Raw genomic sequence first — 21,192 nt, 5'->3', positions numbered from 1 at the left:
AAAAGCAAAAGGGGAGAATAAAGTTATGGCAAAAGAAATCGTGGCAATGATCCTTGCCGGCGGACGTGGCTCGCGCTTGTACGCGCTGACACAGAAAACGGCAAAACCGGCGGTGTCCTTTGGCGGCAAATACCGCATCGTGGACTTCCCGCTGTCCAACTGCGTCAATTCCCGCATCGACACTGTGGGCATCGCGACCCAGTACCAGCCCCAGAAGCTGAACGAGTACATCGGCAACGGCCAGCCCTGGGACCTGGACCGCCTGTATGGCGGCGTGCACACCCTGCCCCCCTATGAGCAGGCCAAGGGCACCGACTGGTATAAGGGCACCGCAAACGCTATCTACCAGAACATCAGCTTTATCGAGACCTACAACCCGAAGTATGTCATCATCCTGTCGGGCGACCAGATCTGCAAGCAGGACTATGCAGACTTCCTGCGCTTCCACAAGGAGAAGGGCGCCGATTTCTCGGTGGCCGTCATGGAAGTGGACTGGAAGGAAGCTTCCCGCTTTGGCCTGATGGTGGCCGATGAGGACGACCGCATCACCGAGTTCCAGGAGAAGCCCCCTGTGCCCAAGTCCAACCTGGCTTCGATGGGCATTTACATCTTCAACTGGGATATCCTGAAGAAGTATCTGGAGGAGGACGAGGCCGACCCCAACTCCAAGAACGACTTCGGCATGAACATCATCCCCGCCCTGCTGCGCGACCACCGCAAGATGTACGCCTACCATTTCAAGGGCTACTGGCGCGACGTGGGCACCATCGACAGCCTGTGGGAAGCCAACATGGAAGTGCTGGACCCCGAGAATTCGGGCATCGACGTCTTTGACGAGGAGTGGAAGATCTACAGCCGCAACCCGGTGCTGCCCGCCCAGAAGATCGGCCCCCGCGCGGTGGTCGAGGATTCGCTGGTCACCGAGGGCTGCCGCATCTACGGCAGCGTCAAGCACTCGGTGCTGTCCGCCGGCGTCATCGTGGAAGACGGCGCTACCGTTGAGGACGCCGTGCTGATGGACGGCGTGGTGGTCAAGGCCGGTGCAGTGGTCAAGCGCTGCATCCTGGCAGAGAACGTTGTGGTGGGCGCCGGCGCCAAGATCGGCGGCGAAGGCGCCATCGCCCATGTGGGCACCGGCCTGACGGTGGGTGCCGGCGCTGTGGTGAAAGAGGGCGCCAAAGTATTTGATTCGGTCAAGGAGGGCGAGGAAGTATGCTGAGCCAGAACAACAATGCGTTGGGCATTATTTTCCCCAACAGCTACGATAACACCGTACCCGAGCTGGTGACGGAGCGCACCATGGCGTCCATCCCCTTCGCGGGACGGTACCGCATGGTGGACTTCATCCTCTCCAGCATGTCCAACTGCGGCATCACCAACGTGTCCATCGTGGTGCGCAAGAACTACCACTCCCTGATGGACCACCTGGGCACCGGCCGTGAGTGGGATATGGCCCGCCGCCATGGCGGCCTGAACATCGTGCCTCCCTTTGCAGAAAAGGGCGTGCGGATCTATTCCGGCCGCGTGGAGGCCCTGGCTTCCATCCTGGGCTTCCTGGAGCACCAGAAAGAGCGCTATGTGGTCATGTGCGACGCCAACATCGCTGTCAACTTCGACTTCAACGCCCTGCTGGCTGCCCATCAGGAGAGCGGCGCCGACATCACGGTGGCCTATCAGAAGACCGAGATCCCCGAGGGCCGCAAGAACGACAACTACACCCTGACCATCGATGAGGACGGCCGCGTTACCGAGCTGCTGCTCAACGACTACCGTCCCGGCGTCCAGAACCTGGATCTGAACATCTATGTGCTGGAGCGCGAGACCCTGATCCGCCTGGTCAAGGACGCCACCGCCCGCGGCCTGATCTACTTCGAGCGGGATATCCTGGCCCACAACGTGAACATCCTCAACGTCCATGCAGTGGAGTACACCGGCTATGTGGCCCACATCTGCGACATGAAGAGCTACTTCGACGAGAACATGAAGCTGCTGGACGAGCAGAACCTGGACGCCCTGTTCCCCAAGAACAGCCCCGTCTACACCAAGATCCGGGACGACAACCCCACCCGCTATGTGATGGGCTCCAAGGTGTCCAATTCCCTGCTGGCCGACGGCTGCACCATCGAGGGTACGGTGGAGAACTGCGTGCTGTTCCGCGGCGTCAAGGTCAAGAAGGGCGCCGTGGTCCGCAACTGCGTCCTGATGCAGGATACCGTCATCGAGAAGGACGTGGAGATGGAGTATGTGGTCACCGACAAGAATGTCAAGATCACTGCTGGCAAGAAGCTGTCCGGCACGGCCAGCTTCCCGGTCTACGTTCAGAAGAACCACACGGTCTGAACCGGCCCGGATCATCCAAAGCGAGGAGGTATTGCGCGTATGAAAATTCTGTATGCTTCATCCGAGGCCACGCCCTTTGCCAAATCCGGCGGCCTGGCCGACGTGGCGGGCGCCCTGCCCAAAGCCCTGGTCCAGGACGGAGTGGACGCCCGGGTCATCATGCCCCTGTACGGGGACCTGGGCTTCCGTGACCATCTGGAGTATGTGACCAACTACTCGGTGCCTGTGGGCTGGCGCAGCCAGTACTGCGGCCTGTTTACGGCCCAGTGGGACGGCGTGACCTACTACTTCCTGGACAACGAGTATTACTTCAAGCGCCGCGGCCTGTACGGCTTCTACGATGACGGCGAGCGTTTCGCCTTCTTCTCCCGTGCCGTGCTGGAGACCTTGTTCTATCTGGACTTCACCCCCGACATCATCAACTGCAACGACTGGCAGACCGCCCTGGTGCCGGTGTACCTGAACCTGTACTACCGCCATCTGGACAAGTTCAACCGGATCAAGACCATCTTCACCATCCACAACATCGCCTATCAGGGCAAGTATGGCCTGGAGATCCTGGAGGACACCTGCGGCATCGGCCATCGCGACCAGCACATCGTGGAGTACGACGGCTGCGCCAACTTCATGAAGGGCGCCTTTGAGACGGCCGACAAGATCACCACCGTCAGCCCCACCTACGCCCAGGAGATCCTGGACCCCTGGTTCAGCTATGGCCTGGACGCCCTGCTGCGGGAGAAGCAGTATAAGCTGTGCGGCATCCTGAACGGCATCGACACCGACGCCAACAACCCCGCCACCGATCCTGCCATCCCCTACAACTACACCGCCGCCAACTTCCGGGAGGGCAAGGCTGTCTGCAAGGCGGCCCTGCAGGACCAGTTTGGCCTGCACAAGGACGGCAGCCCCGTCTTTGCCATGGTCAGCCGCCTGGTGGGCATGAAGGGCTTCGACCTGGTCCAGAGCATCGCCGACGGCCTGGTGGATCTGGGCATCGAGCTGGTCATCCTGGGCACCGGCGAGAGCCAGTATGAGAGCTTCTTCTCCGACCTGGCCGCACGCCGGCCCGGCCGTGTGGGCGCCTACATCGGCTTCAACACCGCTCTGGCGCAGCAGATCTATGCGGGCGCGGATTCCTTCATCATGCCCTCCAAGAGCGAGCCCTGCGGCCTGTCCCAGATGGTGGCCTGCCGCTACGGCACGCCGCCCATCGTCCGCGAGACCGGCGGCCTGCGGGATTCCATCCAGGACTCCAGCAAGGGCCATGGCAACGGCTTCACCTTTGCGGGTTACAGCGCCCACGAACTGTATGACGCCTGCTGCCGCGCCAACGCCGCTTACTACGACAAGGAGAACTGGGAGCACCTGATCGAGTACGCCATGAACTGCGACTTCAGCTGGGGCGTCTCGGCCAAGAGCTACGAGGGCCTCTACAACGAGACCGCCAACCTCTGGTAATGCCTGCGCGGCACGACCGCAGCTGAATCCTGCATAAAAAGACCGGCGCTTCTGTGTCCAAAGACACGGGGCGCCGGTTTTTGCTGTGCAAAAAAAGAAGCCCGCCGGAGCCTTTCCCTGTGCAGGAAGGGCCGCGGCGGGCTTTTATGCCGGCAGGACCGGCTTTGGGATCATTCTTCGGCCGTCAGGGGACGCAGGGCCAGGCCCTCTTTTTCGGCCAGTTTGCGGCCCATCAGCACACCCATGACGCTGGCCATCATCAGGCCGCGGGTCCAGCCCGAACTGTCTCCCAGGCAGTGCAGGCCCCGGATATTGGTATCCAGGTTCTGGTCCATCCGCACCTTGTTGGAATAGAATTTCAGCTCAGGGCTGTAGAGCAGGGTCTCGTAGGCGGCAAAGCCGGGCACCACCATATCCAGCATCCGGATGAACTCGATGATGTTGGTCATGGCGCGGTAGGGCATGGCCGCGGTGATGTCCCCTGCCACCGCGTCGGTGAGGGTGGGACGGACGTTGCTGCGGGCCAGCTCCTCCGGCCAGGTGCGCTTGCCGTCCAGGATATCCCCGTACCGCTGCACCATGATCCGCCCGGCGCCCAGCATATTGGTCAGTTCACCCACCTTCTGGGCGTAGGCGATGGGCTGGTTGAAGGGCTCGGTGAAGTTGTGGGATACCAGGATGGCCAGGTTGGTGTTCTCGCTCTTTTTCTCCTTGTAGCTGTGGCCGTTCACCACCGCCAGGTCGTTGTCGTAGTTTTCCTGCGCCACAAAGCCGCCGGGATTCTGGCAGAAAGTGCGCACCTTGTTTTTCCAGGGGCGGGGGTAGCCGATCAGCTTGGATTCGTACAGAACCCGGTTGACCTTTTCCATCACCTCATTGCGGCACTCCACCCGCACGCCGATGTCCACCGTGCCGGGCTTGTGGGCGATGTGGTGCTCGGCGCACAGCTTTTCCAGCCAGTCGGCGCCGCGGCGTCCGGTGCCGATCACCACCGTGTCCGCATAGATGGTCTGGGTCTGGCCGCCCGGCTGGCGGACCAGCACGCCCCGGCATACATCCCCTTCCAGCAGGATGTTTTCACACTCGGTGGAGAACAGCATCTCCACCCCCTGGGCCTGCAGGTGTTTTTCCACCGCCAGGTACAGCTGATGGGCCTTTTCGGTGCCCAGGTGGCGGATGGGGCAATCCACCAGCTTGAGGCCGGCCTTGATGGCGTTCTTGCGGATCTCCCGGATCTCCTCGCCGGTGTAGATGCCCTCCACATGGGGGTCGGCCCCGAAGTCCAGATAGATCTTGTCGGTGTAATCGATCAGCTGCTGGGCAAAGTTTTCCCCGATGAGGGTGGGCAGGTCGCCGCCCACCTCATAGGACAGGCTCAGTTTGCCGTCCGAGAAGGCGCCCGCCCCCGAGAACCCGGTGGTGATGGCGCAGGTGGGCCGGCAGTTGACGCAGTGGCCCAGCTTGGCCTTGGGACAGCTGCGCTGCTCCACCGGTTTGCCCTTTTCGATCAGCAGGATCTTCTTTTTGCTGCCGTGGCGCAGCAGCTCCACGGCGGTGAAGATGCCGGCAGGACCGGCGCCCACGATGATCAGATCGTATTTTTCCATGGCTTGATAACTCCTTGCATAAAAAAGTCCTGTCTGCGCGGTGAGGTACAGGCAGGACGCGTTTCAAAACGGATGTCGGGGATGGATCACTCCTGGTGTACCTCGGCGCTCTCATCCACCGTATCCAGCTCGCGGGCGGTGGCTTCGGCGTCCGCAGGGGCATGGCTGGCGCCGATCGTCCCGTCCCCGTTCAGGTCCAGGCCGGTGACCTGTTCCAGGGTGGACTGGGCGGCGGGGTGCAGCTTGTTGAAGCGCCGGATGGCCAGGGCGGTGTAGATGGCACCGCCCAGGTTGAAGGCGCCTTCGATCAGCAGGATGATGCCGATGCCCATGACCAGAGTCTCCATGGCGCCGAAGGGATCAAAGATCATGATGCCTCCCAGCACCACGCTGAGCAGGGCCAGCAGGATGAACCATTTCCAGCTGGGGTAGCCGCAGCGGCGCAGCTCCAGGGCGTTCTGCAGCCGGCCCAGGCTGTCGAATACCACGAACAGCCCGAATACCACCGGCAGGATCCGCACCACGATATCGCTGCGCAGGATCAGAAAGCCCCCCAGGCCCAGACACACCAGCCCCGAGATCAGGGTGAAGGAGCTCTGGAATACTTTGTGGTCCACCGTAAAATACCGGATCAGCTGGACGGCGGCGCAGGCCAGCACCACCCCGCCCAGGGCATAGCAGACGATGTTCAGGGCCACACCGGGCACCGCCAGCAAAAAGATGCCCAGTCCAAGATACAACAGGCTCATCAGGATCAGGTTCCATTTCAGATTTTTCATCGGGACGCCTCCTTTTTTGTCCGTCTGCTTTCAGTATGTCACAGCGGGGGCCCCGGCCGCCCCTTTGCCGGAAAATGGGCAGGAATGCGCCCGCACCCTGCCCATTGCTCTCACCGACGCCCAAAGCTCTGCCCGGGCGCTTTTGAACGATGCCGCAAGCCGTTCCTCTGTCCCCGCGCAGGGGACCGCATCAGCCCAGCGATTCCTCTTTGGCCTTGACGGCGGCCAGGATCATCTGGACGCAGACATCCTTGCCCAGAGCGGCGTTGATGCTCAGGTCGTAGTTGTGCACATCGCCCCAGCGGTTCTGGGTGTAGTAGTTGTAGTAGGCGGCCCGCTGGCGGTCGGTCTTGTCGATCTCGTCCCGGATGCCCTTTTCGGTGGTGGCCTTGACGATGGGGTTGGTTTTGGCATACTCCCGCCGCCACTCCAGGGGCGCGTGGACAAAGACGTGCAGCACGTCGGTGCGCTCCCGCAGCACATAGTCGGCACAGCGGCCCAGGATGACGCAGGGGCCCTCCTCGGCCAGCTTCTTGATGATGCGGCTCTGCAGGATGAACACCTGGTCGCTCAGGGGCAGGTCGGTGCCCATGGTGTACAGGCTGTACAGCAGGCTGTGGGTATGGCGCTTCTCGCTGGCAGCCACGGCCTCCTCCGACAGGCCCGAGTCCCTGGCTGCCATGGTAATCAGCTCCTTGTCATAGAGCTTGATGCCCAACGCGTCGGCCACATCCTGTGCGATGTAGCGGCCGCCGGTGCAATACTCACGGCTCAAAGTGATGATCGTTTTTGCCATAATCGTTCCTCCCATCTTGTTGGGAAGGGCCGGCCCGGAGGCCTGCCCTCCTTTAAACAGCCGGGCCGGGGCCTGGCTGCTGTTCTGCAGGGGTTTGCTGTGCTGCGGGGCGGGGCAGCTGCACCTCTGCCACCCGCATGCTGCCGGTCTGGTCCACCGCGTAGATGCTGCACCGCCCGCCGGCCTGGGCCACTTCCTGGGGGAAGCACACCCCGCCTGCGGCGGTCCGCTTCATGCGGTGGAAGGTCTTGTGGGCGGTGGTGGCGTGGGCCACCCCGTCGTACAGGGTACAGGCCACCCAGCCGTTGAAATCCTCCGGCAGGGGATCCCTGGCCCCTTTCTGGGTAAAGAACCACTCCCCTTCTTCCCCTGCTTCCAGCCCGCAGCGGAACCGGCGGGGCCGCGTAGCGGAAAAGGTGCGGGGCTTGGGCCGCAGGATGATGGCCCGCCCGGTGAAGTAGCGCAGAAAATCCGTGATGGACATGGTGCGGGCCACGGCCCCGTCGTGGGGGGCGGTGGGGTCGTTGAGCACCACAAAGTTTGCCAGCACCTCGTCGTCGTGGCCGAAGCCCCGCAGGGCCATCCACACCCGTACCGGCTCCAGCTGTCCGGTCAGGCGGGTCTCCATCTCCACCCCCACCGAGCAGCCGTCGTGGATCTGGGCCCGCAGGTCCTTCAGATCCAGCCAGGCCTGCCAGCTGGAATAGCCGCAGCAGGCGGCGGCAGCCACGGCATAGGCGGCGTTGTGGATGCCGGTGGTGGCGTTGTCCAGCATGGTGTAGGCCACTTCCTCCGGCAGGATGTCCTCCCCCCAGCGGTTCATCAGGGAGGCGATCACCAGCGAGAGATCCATGTCCCGGCCAAAGCTGGGGTCGCGGCCGGCCAGGCTGTATTCGGGCAGGTAGAGCCGCCGGTTGATGATGGCGCCCTCCTGCCGCTCCCAGGACAGGGGCCGCACGGCGGCGGCCAGCAGCCGCACCGCGGGGGTCACCCGCCCGTCGTTGGAGGAAAGGTTCACTTGCAGCTGGATGCCGGTGCCGCCTCCGGGCACCGCCACCGTGACGGTGTCCCCCATCAGGAACACCAGCCCGTCATCGGTCTGGGTGTGGACGCTGCGCCGGGGATAGCCCGGGGCCCATTTGCCAAAGCTCATCCAGCCGGTCCAGTCCCCGCCGGCGTATACTCGGCAGCGCACCTCCAGCATGGTGTTGTCGGGCGCCAGGGCGTTCCAGCTCACGTTCAGGTTGCAGAAAGCGGGCATGGCCAGCTCGGGGGAGGTGTAGCTGCCATAGGGCAGATACCGCCCTGCAGAGCTGTCCAGCACCAGACACCCGTTCTCGAGGGCTACGTTGTCCAGCGCCCCCCGGGAAAAGGTCTCGGTCCCCTGCAGGACCAGGTTGTTCTTTTGTTCCATCCTGGGGCCTTCCCTTCTGCGGCGCTCACACGTCGCTGTCTGTGCCGGAGGAAGCGGCCTTTTCGGCTTCCAGGGCCTGGGCCAGCTCGGCGTCCTTCCGGGCACGGATCTTTTCTTCGATGTGGAACACCCGCTCCAGGTCGCCGCTCACGATCTGGCAGCTCACCTCGCAGGAGAACCAGAACCCGAACACCACCATCAGCAGCAGGCCCAGGGGCATACACAGGATCACGATGCCCCAGAACACCACCTGGACGATGGCGGCTGCCAGCGCATGGGGCAGAAAGGCCAGCATACACCGGACGCTGTTGGCCAGGGTCTGGCGCAGGGGCTGCTCCAGCAGCACCACCTGGGGCCACATATAGGCGAACATCATGTGGAAGATCACCAGGTTGAGGACGGTGGCCACCCACACGCCGGTGCCCACGTTGACCCCCTGGGCCAGCATATGGAAGCAGAAATAGACCATGAAGATCTGCACGGTGACCACCACACAGTAGAGGATGCCGGGCAGGATGCTGGCCTTGAAATTCTGCCGGAAGGCCCGGCGGTAGGTGGTCCACCAGTAGCCCGGCTCATCCCGCAGGGCGCGCAGCACCGTGTCGTAGACCCCGGCCAGGGTAGGCCCCGCCAGGATGCCGCCCACGGCGGCACTGACCAGCATAACGGGCAGGTTGTTCATCAAAAAACCGATGTAGACCAGGCAGATCACCGGCAGAAAGCCCAGGCAGGCCAGCAGGTTTGCCAGGAACATACCGTTCATGTCGCGGCCCAGCAGCTCGAAAAAGCGGCCCACACCCGTCTTGCGGGGAGCGTCCTTCTGGATGCCGTGCCCGGCCTTGAAATCATCCGCGCTTGGAAAAAGTCCCATTTCTCTTGTCCCTCTCTGTGGGCGGCTGTGAAAACCGCCCGGCATACAAAAGCAGATCACCGATGCTTTTATTCATCTTACATAATACCTGCATTGGGCCGATTTTGCAAGACCCCCGGCGGTGTGGTTTTGTAAAAAAACTGTTTCCATCTCCCATTTTGGCTGCAACTGTGCTACAATAGATGTGTTTTAACAGGAAAATGACATGAGAGTATTGTGACCGATGGGAGGTCAGTTGTTTGAAGATCCTGTATGTTTTGCGCACCATCGCGATGTATGCCTATATGTTCGGCTATATGCTGCTGTTCTACCCTGTCCTGCGCCAGGGCGAGAAGGCCCAGGCCGCCGGCGACCGGGCCAAAGTGCGCCAGCTGGTGGACAAGCATATCCCCCGCTGGTGCCGGGGGCTGCTGTGGATGGGCGGGGTACAGCTGACGGTGGAAGGCCGTGAGCGGATCCCCACCGGCGGGCCGGTGGTCTTTGTGGGCAACCATCGCAGCTATTTCGACATCCCCCTGATGCTGGTCGCCCTGGACAAGCCCCACGGCCTGCTGGCCAAAAAGGAACTGTCCCGCATCCCCCTGCTGAGCCGGTGGATGAAGCTGCTGGGCTGCCTGTATGTGGAGCGGGATGATGTGCGGGCCTCCCTGCAGGCCCTGAAGGACGGGGCCGCCATCGTGCGCGGCGGGGAGAGCTTTGTGATCTTCCCCGAGGGCACCCGCTATAAGGGCGAAGAAGGAGGCGTGGGCGAGTTCAAGGCCGGGGCTTTCCGCATCGCCATCAAGACGGGGGCGCCTGTGGTGCCGGTGGCCATCAGCGGCGCCCGGGCCCTCTATGAGAGCCACAATTACATCGTCCACCCGGGGTCGGTGCGGGTCACCATCCTGCCCGCCATCCAGACCGCCGGCATGAGCAAAGAGGAGCAGCGCCAGCTGCCCGAGGCGGTCCGGCAGAACATCATGGCCACCCTGAGCCGCCTGGACCAGACCGTCCTGTAATAAGGGAGAACAAGGCTTATGGCAAGCTACCGGTACGAACGCGACATCAAAGAAGAAGACCTGCGCCCCCGGGCCCAGCGGCAGTATACCCGCCGGGAACGGTGGAACAACTGGTGGGACTACAACCTCAAATGGGTGGTGGTGGCCGCCATTGCGGTGGGCTTTGTGGGCTACTGCTTCATCGGGCAGTATTTCTTTACGGTGCACCCCGACTACAACATCGGGGTGGTGGCCCCCTACTACCTGCCGGAGGATACAGTGGACGCCCTGCAGCAGCAGCTGGCCGCCTTTGGGGAGGACCTCAACGGGGACGGCGCGGTGAACGTGACGGTCAACGTATATACTCTGGACTACAGCGGGGATGACCAGTCGGACACCGACGCCTATCTGACCATGGCGGGCACCACCCGCCTGGCCGCCGACGTCCAGGGGGCCCTCAGCTCCATCTTCATCCTCTATGACCCGGCGGGCTTTGAGGAGAACACCGGCGCGCTGCGGTATCTGGACGGCACTTTGCCGGCGGGGGACAGCGACAGCGACTGGTGGAACATGGTCTACCGCTGGACCGACTGCCCGGTCCTCACCGGGCTGGACCTGGGCAGCTATGGCCCCGACGCCACCCAGAACGGCACGGGGGACAGCCAGGAGTATATGAGCCAGTTCTATGTGGCATTCCGGGGCGCATGGAACCAGGGCGCGGCGGACAGCATCGCACCGGGGGAGCCTCTGTGGGACAAGCTGACCGCCGGCGCCGTCTCCACCGCCGCTGCGGAGTGAAGATGCGTCTGCGCCTGCTGCGCCGGTGGAAAAAGCCGGCTGCCCCTGCCCCGGCGCCCGTCCCGGCGCCGCCCCGCCCGGCGGAGCTGGATAACCCCTATGGCCGGGTGTACACCCCCACCCCCAGCCTGTCCTGCCTGCGCCGCCGGGAGAAAGACCCAAAGTAAGAACACGCTCTGTCCGCAAACAGCGGACAGGGCGTTTTTTGTTGGGCATTTTCCTGTTTTTTGAGGGATGCGGGGGGCCGAAAACTGCCGGCGGCGCGATTGTCTCACGCCCTCAAGTATGGTATACTGATAAAGCAGATCGAACCACAGGGGAATGAGACATGAACGAAACGAAGGGAGTGACCTCGTATGGACGAGCTGGAGCAGGCCCGTCAGGAGATCGACGCGGTGGACGCGCAGCTGGCCGCCCTGTTTGAACGGCGGATGCGGGCGGTGGTGCAGGTGGCGCGCTACAAGCAGGCCCACGGCCTGCCCATCCACGACCCGGCCCGGGAAGAGCAGGTGCTGCAAAAGGCGGCGGACCGGATCCAGGACCCGGCCCTGCGGCCCTATTACCTGGACCATGTGCGCAACCGGATGGAGGTGGCGCGCCAGTATGAGGCCCTGCTGCTGGGCCGCAACCGGGTGGCCTACCAGGGGGTGGAGGGGGCGTTTGCCCACATCGCCCTGCGCCAGCTGTTCCCCCACGCCAAGGCGGTCAGCTGCCCCACCTGGGACGAGGTGTTCGCCCGGGTCTCGGCGGGGGATGCGGCCCGGGGCGTGGTGCCCTTTGAGAACAGCCATGCCGGGGATGTTTCGGCGGTGCTGGACCTGTGCTACCGTCACCCCGAGCTGTGGGTGGTGCAGGTGTACGACCTGCCGGTGCATCAGAACCTGCTGGTGCTCCCCGGCACCCCCCTCACGGCGGTGCGCCATGTGTACAGCCATCAGCAGGCCATCGCCCAGAGCGAGACCTTTTTGAAACAGATGCAGCTGCCCTGCACCGCCATGGCCAACACCGCCATGGCCGCCAAATATGTGGCCGAGAGCGGCGACCCCTCCCGGGCGGCCATTGCCAGCCGGGAGACCGCCGCCCTGTACGGACTGGAGGTGCTGGTGCCCGACATCAACGCCGACGGGGACAACACCACCCGCTTCATCGTCATCAGCAAAGAGCGGCCCGCCAAAGGCAACCGGTTCTCTTTGCTGTTCACGGTGGACAACAAGCCCGGCAAGCTGGCCGAGGTGATCCAGAAGATCGGCGCTTCCGGCTTCAATATGGAGTCGATCAAGAGCCGGCCCATGCCCCATGTGCCCTTTGAATATTATTTTTATGCCGAGCTGGTGGGCGACCCCGCCAGGGCCGAGAGCGAGGCCCTGCTGCGGGAGCTGGACCGCACCTGCCGGACGGTACGGATGTTAGGAGTGTATACAAAATGAGTGAAGCCACATTTGGCAGCAAGCTGACCATGAACCTGGGCCCCCGCAGTTACGACATCACCCTGCGGCGGGGCGCCCTTCAGAACCTGTACCAGCTGGCCGATCTGAACCGCCGGGTGGCGGTGGTCACCGACAGCGGGGTGCCCCCGGTGTATGCCCGCCAGGTGGCCGACCAGTGCCGCGAGGCCGTGATCATTACGGTGCCCCAGGGCGAGGGCAGCAAGTGCCTCCGCACGCTGGAGTCGGTGCTGCAGCAGATGCTGGCGTTCGGCATGGGCCGGGGCGATCTGGTGGTGGCCGTGGGCGGCGGCGTGGTGGGAGACCTGGCCGGCTTTGCGGCGGCCGTCTATATGCGGGGCATCGATTTCATCAACTGCCCCACCACCACCCTGTCCATGATCGATTCCTCCATCGGCGGCAAGACCGCCGTGGACCTGGGGGACACCAAGAACGTGGTGGGCGCCTTCTGGCAGCCCAGGGTGGTGGTGGTGGACGCCGACACCCTGTCCACCCTTCCCCGCCGCCACTACATCAACGGTCTGGCCGAGGCCATCAAGGCCGGCCTGCTGGCCGACCCCGAGCTGTTTGAACTGTTCGAGACGGGGGACGTGGATGCGGACATCGACCAGATCATCTACCGCAGCCTCCAGTTCAAGAAGGGCATCGTGGAGGCGGACGAGACCGAGCACGGCGCCCGCCGCGCCCTCAACTTTGGACATACCATCGGCCACGGCATCGAGGCGGTCAAGGGCATCAAGGGCCGCCGCAAGGTGGGATTGTACCACGGCGAGTGCGTGGCCCTGGGGATGCTGCCCATGATCGAGAGCAACAGCCTGCGCCGCCGCACCCGGGCGGTCTACCGCCGCCTGGGCCTGCCGGTGCGCGCCGGCTTTGACAAGGAGAAGGTCTACGCCGAGATGCTCCATGACAAGAAGGCCCAGGGCGGCAGGATCACCGTCATCAAGGTGCCGGGTCTGGGCTGCTGGCGGGCCGACACCATCCCGGTGGAGAGCCTGCGCTCCCTGCTGGGCCTGGAGGGCTGAAGATGAAGAACACCTATGGGGACTGCCTCAGCCTGACCCTGTTTGGGGAGAGCCACGGCGCGGCCATCGGGGCCGTGCTGGACGGGATGGCCGCCGGCGTGCCGGTGGACGAGCAGGCGGTTGCCGCCTGCATGGACCGCCGCCGGGCCCGCGGGGACGGCCTGTCCACCGCCCGGGTGGAGGCGGACGAGGTGCGGGTGCTGTCGGGCGTGGTCCAGGGCCACACCACCGGCACCCCCATCGCCCTGATGATCGAGAACCGGAACACCCGCAGCGCCGACTACGCCGCCACGGCTTCCCTGCTGCGGCCCGGCCATGCGGATTATACCGCCTTTGCGCGGTACGGCGGGTTCCAGGACGCCCGGGGCGGCGGGCACTTTTCGGGCCGGATCACAGCCGGCCTGGTGGCGGGGGGCGCCATCGTCCTCCAGGCGCTGGAGCGGGCGGGGGTGCGCATCGCCACCCACATCGCTCAGTGCGCCGGGATAGACGACAGCCCCTTTGCGGCGGATGACGGGGAGGCCCTGGCCCGGCAGCTCCGGACGCTGGACGGCTGCGGGGCGGACTTTGCTCTGCTGGACCCCGGCGTACAGGCCCCTATGCAGGACGCCATCCGGGCGGCGGGCGCCGAGGGGGACAGCGTGGGCGGCATTTTGGAGACCGCCATCCTGGGTCTGCCCGCCGGCGTGGGCGAACCCTTCTTTGACAGCGTGGAGAGCAAGCTGGCCCATATGGCCTTTGCGGTGCCGGCGGTCAAGGGAATCGAGTTCGGGTCCGGCTTCGGTTTTGCAGCCATGCGGGGCAGCCAGGCCAACGACCCCTTCCGCATCGACGAAGAGGGGCGGATCCGGACCGAGACCAACCACAACGCCGGCATCAACGGGGGGCTGGCCAACGGGATGCCGGTGGTATTCCGCACCGCCGTCAAGCCCACCCCCAGCATCTACCAGCAGCAGCGGACGGTGGATTACACCGCGCAACAGAACGCGCTGCTGTCCATCAAGGGGCGGCATGACCCCTGCATCGTGCCCCGGGCGGCCATCGTCCAGACCTGCGCCGCCGCCGTGGCGGTGGGGGACCTGCTCTGCGCGCGCTATGGCGAGAGCTGGATGACGCGCCCCGATGCCTATCGAGAGGAGGCCCGCTGAATGGAATACGGTCTGATCGGTTCCCGGCTGGGACACTCCTACTCCAAGATCATCCACCAGCGGCTGTGCGGCTATGACTACCAGCTGCTTGCCCTGCCCACCGAGGCAGAGGCGCGCCGCTTTTTGGAAGAACGCCCCTTCCGGGCCGTCAACGTCACCATCCCTTACAAGCGGCTGGCGATGGATGCTTGCGACCAGGTGGACCCCCGGGCTGCCGCCATCGGCGCAGTGAACACGGTGGTCAACCGGGACGGCAGGCTGTACGGCTACAACACCGACTACATGGGCTTTGCCCATCTGTGCCGCAGCCACGGGGTGGACTTCCGGGGCCGCACCGTGCTGATCCTGGGCACCGGCGGCACCCACAATACGGTGGCCGCCGTGGCCCGGGATGCCGGGGCCGCCCGGGTGCTCACCGTCAGCCGGAAGCCCGGCCCCGGCCAGCTGTCCTACCGGGAGGCCGCCGGTGCGGGGGGACAGATCCTGATCAATACCACCCCGGCGGGGATGTACCCCGATGTGGGGACCTGCCTGCTGGACACCGACGCCCTGCGGGGGATGGAGGCGGTGCTGGACGTGGTGTACAACCCCGTCCGCACCGAGCTGCTGCTGCGGGCCGGAGAGGCCGGGGTGCCGGTGCGGGCCTGCGGCCTGGAAATGCTGGTGGCCCAGGCGGTGTATGCGGCGGAATATTTCCTGGACACTGCCTTTGCGGACCGGGAAGAAACGATCCGCCGGGGCACCGCGGACCTGCGCAGGGATATCCTGAACGTGTCCCTGGTGGGGATGCCCTCCAGCGGCAAGACCACCCTGGGCCGGCTGCTGGCAGAAAAGCTGGGCCGCACCTTTGTGGACCTGGACGAGGAGATCGTCCGGGCGGCGGGCCGGAACATCCCGGACCTTTTTGCCGCCGAGGGAGAGGCGGGGTTCCGCCGGCGGGAAGCCGAACAGGCGGCCCGCTTTGGCAAAGAGAGCGGCCTGCTGATCTCCTGCGGGGGCGGCATCGTCAAAAACGCCGCCAACATCCGGGCTTTGCGGCAGAACGGGGTGGTCCTGTTCATCGACCGGCCCCTGGAGGAGCTGACGGTGGGGGGCGGACGGCCTCTGTCCTCCAGCCCCGAGGCGCTGCGGCAGATGGAAAAAGAGCGCCGGCCCTTCTATCTGGGGGCGGCGGACGCCGTCATCCCCAACGACGGCACGGTGCAGCAGGCGGTCGGCCGGGCGCTGGATGCCCTGGAGGACCTGTTTGCCCATGAATGACATGAATGAGGTATTTCTTTTCGAACGCACGGCAGGATGGCCGATGCGGCAGAGAGGGAAAATAAAAGCAGAGAAAGGAAACCAACACCCATGATTATTTCGACCAAAAAAGGCACGCCCCAGGAAGAACTGGACCGGATCGTTGACAAATTTGAAAAGCAGGGCCTGTCGGTGACCCTGATCTCGGGCACCGATTACAACGTCTTTGGCCTGGTGGGCGACACCACCAAGCTGGACGAGCGGGACATCCTGGCCAACCCCTGGGTGGACAACGTCACCCGCGTGTCGGCCCCCTACAAGCGGGCCAACCGCCTGTTCCACCCCGAGGATTCGGTGATCGACTGCGGCGGGGTCAAGATCGGCGGCCATGAGAAGATCGCGGTGATGGCCGGCCCCTGCAGCATCGAGAACGAGGAGCAGGCCAAACGGATCGCCTCCAGCGTCAAGGCAGGGGGCGCTGCCCTGTTCCGGGGCGGCGCCTACAAGCCCCGCACCTCCCCCTACTCGTTCCAGGGCCTCGAGACCGAGGGCATCCTGGACATGGTCAAGGCGCGGGAGGCCACCGGCCTGCCCATCGTCTCCGAGCTGATGAGCGAGGACCGCATCCCCGAGTTTGAGGAGTATGTGGACGTGGTCCAGATCGGCGCCCGCAATATGCAGAACTTCCAGCTGCTCAAGGCGGTGGGCAAGATGCACAAGCCGGTGCTGCTCAAGCGGGGCCTGTGCAACACCATCGAGGAGTGGATCATGAGCGCCGAATACATCATGGCCGGCGGCAATGAGAACGTCATCCTCTGCGAGCGGGGCATCCGCACCTTTGAAAAGTACACCCGCAACACCCTGGACCTGTCGGCGGTGCCCATCATCCACGAAAAGACCCATCTGCCCGTGGTGGTGGACCCCAGCCACGCCACCGGCAAGTCCAATCTGGTGGAGCCCATGATGATCGCGGCGGTGGCCGCCGGGGCCGACGGCCTGGAGGTGGAGGTCCACTATGACCCCCAGCACGCCTGGAGCGACGGCGCCCAGTGCCTGACCCCCGACGCCTTTGCCCAGGCCATGGCCAAGTGCCGCCAGGTGGCATGGGCCATCGGCCGGGATATGTGATCCATGCGGGCCGAGATCAGGCCGGGGGGCCCCATCCGTGGGACTCTGGCCGCGCCCCCCAGCAAGAGCATGGCCCACAGGGCGCTGCTCTGCGCGGCCCTGGCCGGGGGGACCAGCCGGGTGGACAACCTGGCCCACAGCCAGGACATCGACGCCACCCTGGCCGCCGCAGCCGCCTTTGGGGCGCAGGTGGAGCTGGGGGCGGGCTGGGCCCATGTGACCGGGCCGGCCGTCCTGGCCTGCCCGGCCGCCCCGGTGGACTGCTGCGAGAGCGGCAGCACCCTGCGCTTTCTGATCCCGCTGGCGGCGCTGTCGGGGCGGGCGGTCACCTTCACCGGGCGGGGCCGGCTGATGCAGCGGCCCCAGAGCGTGTACCGGGAGCTGTTTGCCCGGCGGGGCCTCCGGTTTGAGCAGGAGGGCGGCACTTTGACGGTGGCGGGGCCTCTGGCTGCGGGGGAATACGAGCTGGCGGGGGATGTGTCCAGCCAGTTCGTCAGCGGGCTGCTGTTTGCTCTGCCCCTGCTGGACGGGGACAGCACCCTGCGGCTGCGTCCCCCGGTGGAGAGCCGCAGCTACATCGAGATGACCCGGGCCGCCCAGGCCCTGTTTGGAGTGGAGAGCCGCTGGCTGGATGCGTCCACCCTCCTGGTGCCCGGCCGGCAGCGTTACCTGCCCCGGGACATCACGGTGGAGGGGGACTGGAGCCAGGCCGCCTTCCCGGCGGTGCTTGGGGCCCTGGCCGGGGACGTGATGGTCACCGGGCTGGCCGCCGATACCCTGCAGGGGGACGCGGTGATCGGCCGGATCCTGGACCGCTGCGGCGCGCAGCGGGGCGCGGAGGGCTTCCGCTTTGCAAAAAGCCCCCTGCACGGCGTGGAGATCGATCTGGCCGACTGCCCCGACCTGGGCCCCGTCCTGATGGCCATGGGGCTGCTGTGCCGGGGCCGGACGGTCATCCGCAACGCAGGCCGCCTGCGCCTGAAGGAGAGCGACCGCATCGCCGCCATGGAGCAGGAACTGCGCAAGCTGGGCGGCTGCATCCGGAGCGAGGGCGGCACCGTGTGGATCGAGGGCGGGCCCCTGCATCCGCCCGCCGTGCCCCTCAGCGGCCACAATGACCACCGGGTGGTCATGAGCCTGACGGTGCTGGCCGCAGCCGCGCGGCTGCCCGTCTGCATCGAGGGGGCTGAGGCAGTGGATAAGAGCTGGCCGGATTTCTTTGCTGCCGTCAGGCAGCTGGGGGTGGAGGTGGAATTGAATGCTTGACAAGTCGGAGCGCTACCTGATCGTGGGCCTGGGGCTTCTGGGCGGCAAATACGCCCTGGAGCTGACCAAAGCCGGGTTCCATGTGGACGGCATCAACCGCAGCGAAAAGCACCTGCAATACGCTTTGGACAAGGGCTATATCCGCAGCGGCAAGACCCATGACTTCGAGGACCTGGTGGCCCAGGCCGACCACATCATCTTTGGCCTGTACCCCACCACCCTGCTGGAGTGGTTTGGGACGTATGGCCGCCGGATCAAGCCCGGGTGCATCTTTACCGATGTGTCGGGGGTCAAGACGGGCCTGGTAGGGCCCATCCAGGAGATGTGCCCTCCGGGGGTGGAGTTTATTCCCAGCCATCCCATGGCGGGCCGGGAGACTTCCAGCGTGGAGCACGCCGCCGAGGTCAACTTTGGCCCCGCCAACTTCATCATCACCCCCACCCCGAAGAATACCCCCCGGGCCATCGTCTGGATCACGGAGCTGGCCCAGGTGCTGGGGTTCCGGCATATTTCGACCCTGACGGTGGAGGAGCACGACCGGATGATCGGCTATGTCAGCCAGCTGTGCCATGCCATTGCCGTCAGCCTGATGTGCGCCAACGACAATGCCGCCCTGTGCGAATACACCGGCGACTCGTTCCGGGACCTGACCCGCATCGCCAGGATCAACGAGACGATGTGGTCGGAGCTGTTCCTGTGGAACAAAGACAACCTGATCGCGGAGATCGACCAGTTCGAGGGGGCGCTGGGCCAGCTGCGTGCGGCCCTGGCCGCGGGAGACCGGGCCGGGCTGGAGGAGATGTTCCGGCTTTCCACCCGGCGGCGGGCCATGTTTGACAAAAAACTGCCCGATTGACCCTGCAAAGGAGGGGGAGGCTATGGCCAGACAGGAAAAGCAGAAGCGCAAGCTGCTGGCTCTTGTGCGCATTTTTGAGAGCGAGACCGACGAGGCCCACCGCCTGACGGTGCCTCAGCTGGCCGAAAAGCTGGAGGCCCAGGGCATCCCCTGTGAGCGCAAGAGCATCTACACCGACATCGACGCGCTGCGGGAGATGGGCTATGAGATCCTTTTGCAGCGGGGCCGGGGCGGCGGCTACTGGCTGGCCCACCGCACCTTTGAGCTGGCCGAGCTCAAGCTGCTGGTGGATGCGGTGCAGAGCTGCCGGTTCATTCCCCAGGAAAAGACGGGCGCTCTGATCGGCAAGCTGGAGCAGCTGGCCTCCCACTACCAGGCCGCCCAGCTGCAGCGCCAGGTGTATGTGGCGGGCCGGCCCCGCAGCCAAAACCCCCAGATCCTTTACAGCATTGACGCTTTGCACGAGGCCATCAACACCGGGCGGCAGGTGTCTTTCCACTATGCCAACGGCAAGGATCACACGGTCAGCCCCTGGCAGCTGGCCTGGGACGGCGGCAGCTATTATCTGATCGCTTACCAGGAGTATGACAGCAAGGCGGGGGTGCGGCATTACCGTGTGGACCGCATGAGCCGTGTGCAGGTGCTGCAGGACAAGCCCTGCGCCGGCGGCGCTCTGCATGAGAGCTTCAACCTGCCGGCGTACCTGAAAAAGCACTTCAATATGTACGGCGGCCCCGAATACAGGGTGACCTTGCGCTGCGCTCCCGAGCTGCGGGAGGCCATGCTGGACCGCTTTGGCCGGGAGACCATCCTGATCGACGAGCCGGACGGCAGTTTCCACTTCACCACCCCTGTCTGCGTCAGCGGGCCCTTTTTGGGCTGGGTGTGCGGGTTCGAGGGCAAAGTGGTGGTCACCGCCCCGGCAGAAGTACGCGCCCGCCTGGCCCTGCTGAGCCGCCGCATGGCCGATGTCTATGGGTGCTGAACGCCCAGCCGCAAAACTGGACCAATAATCTGCTGGATGCGCCCCGCGAAAGCGGGGCGCTTTTTTGCGGCCTCCGAATCCCCGACGCACAAAGTTAGAGTACACGAACTAAAGAAAATAAAGAAAAAAAGGGAAAATTTGAAATTGGGTCTTGACACCGGGGGGGTATGTTATGATAGGCACACAAAGGAAAGGACCTTCCTTTGAACCTGTTTTGGGTCTCTATCTTTTATACACCATAAGGAGGAAAAATTCATTATGAAACTCAAGAAGATTGCTTCTCTGGCGCTGGCCGGCATCATGGCCGTCAGCATGCTGGCTGGCTGCAAGGACGGCGGCAACAGCAACAGCGGCTCTTCCAGCGAGAATACCAATACTGTGACTGGCTACTCCGATGTTCTGGCTGATGCAGTAAATGATGCTGTGAAAGATAAAGATTTTGTCACTTTCCAGGATAACAATGCTGATCAGACTGCATTGCAGAACAGCCTGAATTATTTGGCAACCAATGATATTGCAGATGTTGTACGTGACCATCGTACGCCTGCGGTTGTTGAGAATGTTTGGGCTGATGGCTGGAAGCAGGTGCGCAATTACATTTCCAATGAACTGAAGCTGGCTAACAAGAACCTGAATGAAGGAGATATGGATCTCGATTGGTATACCACTAACGATAAGGTCAATAGCGATGTAAAATGTGGCGTGATTTATGCTGTTGATGGTAGTGTTGGTATCAATGAGACCATTAAGCAGGTTGCTAGCACTCTGGATGATTATCTGGACGACTTGGACGAATCCGTTACTACTACTAACGATCATCTGGTGTGGGAGTATGAGTACGTTGTTTCTGTGAGCGTTGCTGAGAGAAGCGTCGGTGATGACTCTGTGAATGTTGTTCTGGTAACTGTTGATCGTACTGTGACCAACGGCTAAGTAACTTTACTTATAACACCCCCGGGGCACCATACCGGGAGATGATATAAGGGGCGCACAGGTGCCAGAGACCACCTGCGCGCTCGGGTAAAACACCCATCCGATGTGGCGGCAAAGAGGAATAGAA

At 63.9% G+C, this 21,192-nt stretch carries 20 protein-coding genes; 15 read left to right on the top strand and 5 right to left on the bottom strand.

Annotation, left to right across the window (positions count from 1 at the left end):
- Positions 1–25: 25 nt before the first annotated feature.
- Genes B5E66_RS11735 through B5E66_RS11725 form a run of 3 tightly spaced genes read left to right on the top strand, consistent with a single transcriptional unit; the run spans position 26 to position 3,798 of the window.
- Entirely contained in the window at positions 26–1,219 is a 1,194-nt protein-coding gene (locus B5E66_RS11735; RefSeq protein ID WP_087233338.1) for a glucose-1-phosphate adenylyltransferase, read from the top strand.
- Positions 1,213–2,340, top strand: coding sequence for a glucose-1-phosphate adenylyltransferase subunit GlgD (glgD, locus tag B5E66_RS11730; RefSeq protein WP_087233335.1), 1,128 nt, complete (start codon positions 1,213–1,215; stop codon positions 2,338–2,340). The genes B5E66_RS11735 and glgD overlap by 7 nt, the downstream gene beginning before the upstream one ends.
- Positions 2,341–2,379: 39 nt before the next feature.
- Complete coding sequence (locus B5E66_RS11725) at positions 2,380–3,798, top strand: glycogen synthase (RefSeq protein WP_087233332.1); 1,419 nt, start codon at positions 2,380–2,382, stop codon at positions 3,796–3,798.
- A gap of 170 nt (positions 3,799–3,968) precedes the next feature.
- On the opposite strand, the gene B5E66_RS11720 is transcribed toward B5E66_RS11725, so the two are convergent.
- From B5E66_RS11720 to B5E66_RS11700, 5 genes are all read right to left on the bottom strand, one after another.
- Complete coding sequence (locus B5E66_RS11720) at positions 3,969–5,405, bottom strand: NAD(P)/FAD-dependent oxidoreductase (RefSeq protein WP_087233328.1); 1,437 nt, start codon at positions 5,403–5,405, stop codon at positions 3,969–3,971.
- 86 nt (positions 5,406–5,491) lie between these two features.
- On the bottom strand, positions 5,492–6,184 hold the full coding sequence (locus tag B5E66_RS11715; RefSeq protein ID WP_087233325.1) for an HdeD family acid-resistance protein: 693 nt from the start codon (positions 6,182–6,184) through the stop codon (positions 5,492–5,494).
- 190 nt (positions 6,185–6,374) lie between these two features.
- Entirely contained in the window at positions 6,375–6,980 is a 606-nt protein-coding gene (locus B5E66_RS11710) for a cytidylate kinase-like family protein (protein ID WP_087233321.1), read from the bottom strand.
- A 52-nt stretch (positions 6,981–7,032) separates the two neighbouring features.
- Entirely contained in the window at positions 7,033–8,394 is a 1,362-nt protein-coding gene (locus B5E66_RS11705; RefSeq protein ID WP_087233317.1) for a hypothetical protein, read from the bottom strand.
- Between the two features lie 25 nt (positions 8,395–8,419).
- Entirely contained in the window at positions 8,420–9,265 is an 846-nt protein-coding gene (locus B5E66_RS11700) for a DUF624 domain-containing protein (protein ID WP_087233314.1), read from the bottom strand.
- Positions 9,266–9,504: 239 nt separating this feature from the next.
- On the opposite strand from B5E66_RS11700, the gene B5E66_RS11695 reads away from it, so the two are divergent.
- The 12 genes from B5E66_RS11695 (at position 9,505) to B5E66_RS11645 (ending at position 21,065) form a co-directional block, all read left to right on the top strand.
- Positions 9,505–10,263, top strand: coding sequence for a lysophospholipid acyltransferase family protein (locus B5E66_RS11695; RefSeq protein WP_242956033.1), 759 nt, complete (start codon positions 9,505–9,507; stop codon positions 10,261–10,263).
- Positions 10,264–10,281: 18 nt separating this feature from the next.
- Positions 10,282–11,040, top strand: a complete 759-nt coding sequence (locus B5E66_RS11690) for a hypothetical protein (RefSeq protein WP_087233311.1) — start codon at positions 10,282–10,284, stop codon at positions 11,038–11,040.
- 2 nt (positions 11,041–11,042) lie between these two features.
- On the top strand, positions 11,043–11,207 hold the full coding sequence (locus B5E66_RS13130; protein ID WP_158098359.1) for a hypothetical protein: 165 nt from the start codon (positions 11,043–11,045) through the stop codon (positions 11,205–11,207).
- A 189-nt stretch (positions 11,208–11,396) separates the two neighbouring features.
- Positions 11,397–12,467, top strand: coding sequence for a bifunctional chorismate mutase/prephenate dehydratase (locus tag B5E66_RS11685; RefSeq protein ID WP_087233308.1), 1,071 nt, complete (start codon positions 11,397–11,399; stop codon positions 12,465–12,467).
- On the top strand, positions 12,464–13,510 hold the full coding sequence (locus B5E66_RS11680; RefSeq protein ID WP_087233305.1) for a 3-dehydroquinate synthase: 1,047 nt from the start codon (positions 12,464–12,466) through the stop codon (positions 13,508–13,510). Before B5E66_RS11685 ends, B5E66_RS11680 begins: the two co-directional genes overlap by 4 nt.
- A gap of 2 nt (positions 13,511–13,512) precedes the next feature.
- Positions 13,513–14,658 (top strand): chorismate synthase, encoded by a 1,146-nt coding sequence (gene aroC / locus B5E66_RS11675; protein WP_087233302.1) that lies wholly within the window; start codon positions 13,513–13,515, stop codon positions 14,656–14,658.
- Positions 14,659–15,918 (top strand): shikimate kinase, encoded by a 1,260-nt coding sequence (locus tag B5E66_RS11670; RefSeq protein WP_087233299.1) that lies wholly within the window; start codon positions 14,659–14,661, stop codon positions 15,916–15,918.
- 90 nt (positions 15,919–16,008) lie between these two features.
- A complete protein-coding gene (gene aroF / locus B5E66_RS11665) occupies positions 16,009–17,025 on the top strand; it encodes a 3-deoxy-7-phosphoheptulonate synthase (protein WP_087233296.1) in 1,017 nt (338 codons plus the stop codon).
- Positions 17,026–17,028: 3 nt separating this feature from the next.
- Positions 17,029–18,291, top strand: coding sequence for a 3-phosphoshikimate 1-carboxyvinyltransferase (gene aroA / locus B5E66_RS11660; protein WP_087233293.1), 1,263 nt, complete (start codon positions 17,029–17,031; stop codon positions 18,289–18,291).
- Positions 18,284–19,147, top strand: a complete 864-nt coding sequence (locus tag B5E66_RS11655) for a prephenate dehydrogenase (RefSeq protein ID WP_087233289.1) — start codon at positions 18,284–18,286, stop codon at positions 19,145–19,147. Before aroA ends, B5E66_RS11655 begins: the two co-directional genes overlap by 8 nt.
- A gap of 22 nt (positions 19,148–19,169) precedes the next feature.
- Complete coding sequence (locus B5E66_RS11650) at positions 19,170–20,132, top strand: helix-turn-helix transcriptional regulator (protein ID WP_087233286.1); 963 nt, start codon at positions 19,170–19,172, stop codon at positions 20,130–20,132.
- Between the two features lie 258 nt (positions 20,133–20,390).
- Complete coding sequence (locus tag B5E66_RS11645) at positions 20,391–21,065, top strand: hypothetical protein (RefSeq protein ID WP_087233283.1); 675 nt, start codon at positions 20,391–20,393, stop codon at positions 21,063–21,065.
- Positions 21,066–21,192: the final 127 nt, after the last annotated feature.

Origin of the sequence: Faecalibacterium sp. An121 (assembly GCF_002160915.1) — a bacterium.
In the GTDB taxonomy this organism is placed as follows: domain Bacteria; phylum Bacillota; class Clostridia; order Oscillospirales; family Ruminococcaceae; genus Faecalibacterium; species Faecalibacterium avium.
This window is presented reverse-complemented; position numbering and strand designations above follow the sequence as displayed.

Bases quoted from the DNA above. Each gene is read 5' to 3' on its own strand.
- B5E66_RS13130 (WP_158098359.1), top strand. From the start codon at position 11,043: ATGCGTCTGCGCCTGCTGCGCCGGTGGAAAAAGCCGGCTGCCCCTGCC.
- B5E66_RS11700 (WP_087233314.1), bottom strand. From the start codon at position 9,265: ATGGGACTTTTTCCAAGCGCGGATGATTTCAAGGCCGGGCACGGCATC.
- aroC (WP_087233302.1), top strand. From the start codon at position 13,513: ATGAAGAACACCTATGGGGACTGCCTCAGCCTGACCCTGTTTGGGGAG.
- B5E66_RS11685 (WP_087233308.1), top strand. From the start codon at position 11,397: ATGGACGAGCTGGAGCAGGCCCGTCAGGAGATCGACGCGGTGGACGCG.
- B5E66_RS11650 (WP_087233286.1), top strand. From the start codon at position 19,170: ATGGCCAGACAGGAAAAGCAGAAGCGCAAGCTGCTGGCTCTTGTGCGC.
- aroA (WP_087233293.1), top strand. From the start codon at position 17,029: ATGCGGGCCGAGATCAGGCCGGGGGGCCCCATCCGTGGGACTCTGGCC.
- B5E66_RS11655 (WP_087233289.1), top strand. From the start codon at position 18,284: ATGCTTGACAAGTCGGAGCGCTACCTGATCGTGGGCCTGGGGCTTCTG.
- B5E66_RS11705 (WP_087233317.1), bottom strand. From the start codon at position 8,394: ATGGAACAAAAGAACAACCTGGTCCTGCAGGGGACCGAGACCTTTTCC.
- B5E66_RS11735 (WP_087233338.1), top strand. From the start codon at position 26: ATGGCAAAAGAAATCGTGGCAATGATCCTTGCCGGCGGACGTGGCTCG.
- B5E66_RS11680 (WP_087233305.1), top strand. From the start codon at position 12,464: ATGAGTGAAGCCACATTTGGCAGCAAGCTGACCATGAACCTGGGCCCC.
- B5E66_RS11720 (WP_087233328.1), bottom strand. From the start codon at position 5,405: ATGGAAAAATACGATCTGATCATCGTGGGCGCCGGTCCTGCCGGCATC.
- B5E66_RS11725 (WP_087233332.1), top strand. From the start codon at position 2,380: ATGAAAATTCTGTATGCTTCATCCGAGGCCACGCCCTTTGCCAAATCC.
- B5E66_RS11715 (WP_087233325.1), bottom strand. From the start codon at position 6,184: ATGAAAAATCTGAAATGGAACCTGATCCTGATGAGCCTGTTGTATCTT.
- B5E66_RS11710 (WP_087233321.1), bottom strand. From the start codon at position 6,980: ATGGCAAAAACGATCATCACTTTGAGCCGTGAGTATTGCACCGGCGGC.
- B5E66_RS11645 (WP_087233283.1), top strand. From the start codon at position 20,391: ATGAAACTCAAGAAGATTGCTTCTCTGGCGCTGGCCGGCATCATGGCC.
- B5E66_RS11690 (WP_087233311.1), top strand. From the start codon at position 10,282: ATGGCAAGCTACCGGTACGAACGCGACATCAAAGAAGAAGACCTGCGC.
- B5E66_RS11670 (WP_087233299.1), top strand. From the start codon at position 14,659: ATGGAATACGGTCTGATCGGTTCCCGGCTGGGACACTCCTACTCCAAG.
- aroF (WP_087233296.1), top strand. From the start codon at position 16,009: ATGATTATTTCGACCAAAAAAGGCACGCCCCAGGAAGAACTGGACCGG.
- glgD (WP_087233335.1), top strand. From the start codon at position 1,213: ATGCTGAGCCAGAACAACAATGCGTTGGGCATTATTTTCCCCAACAGC.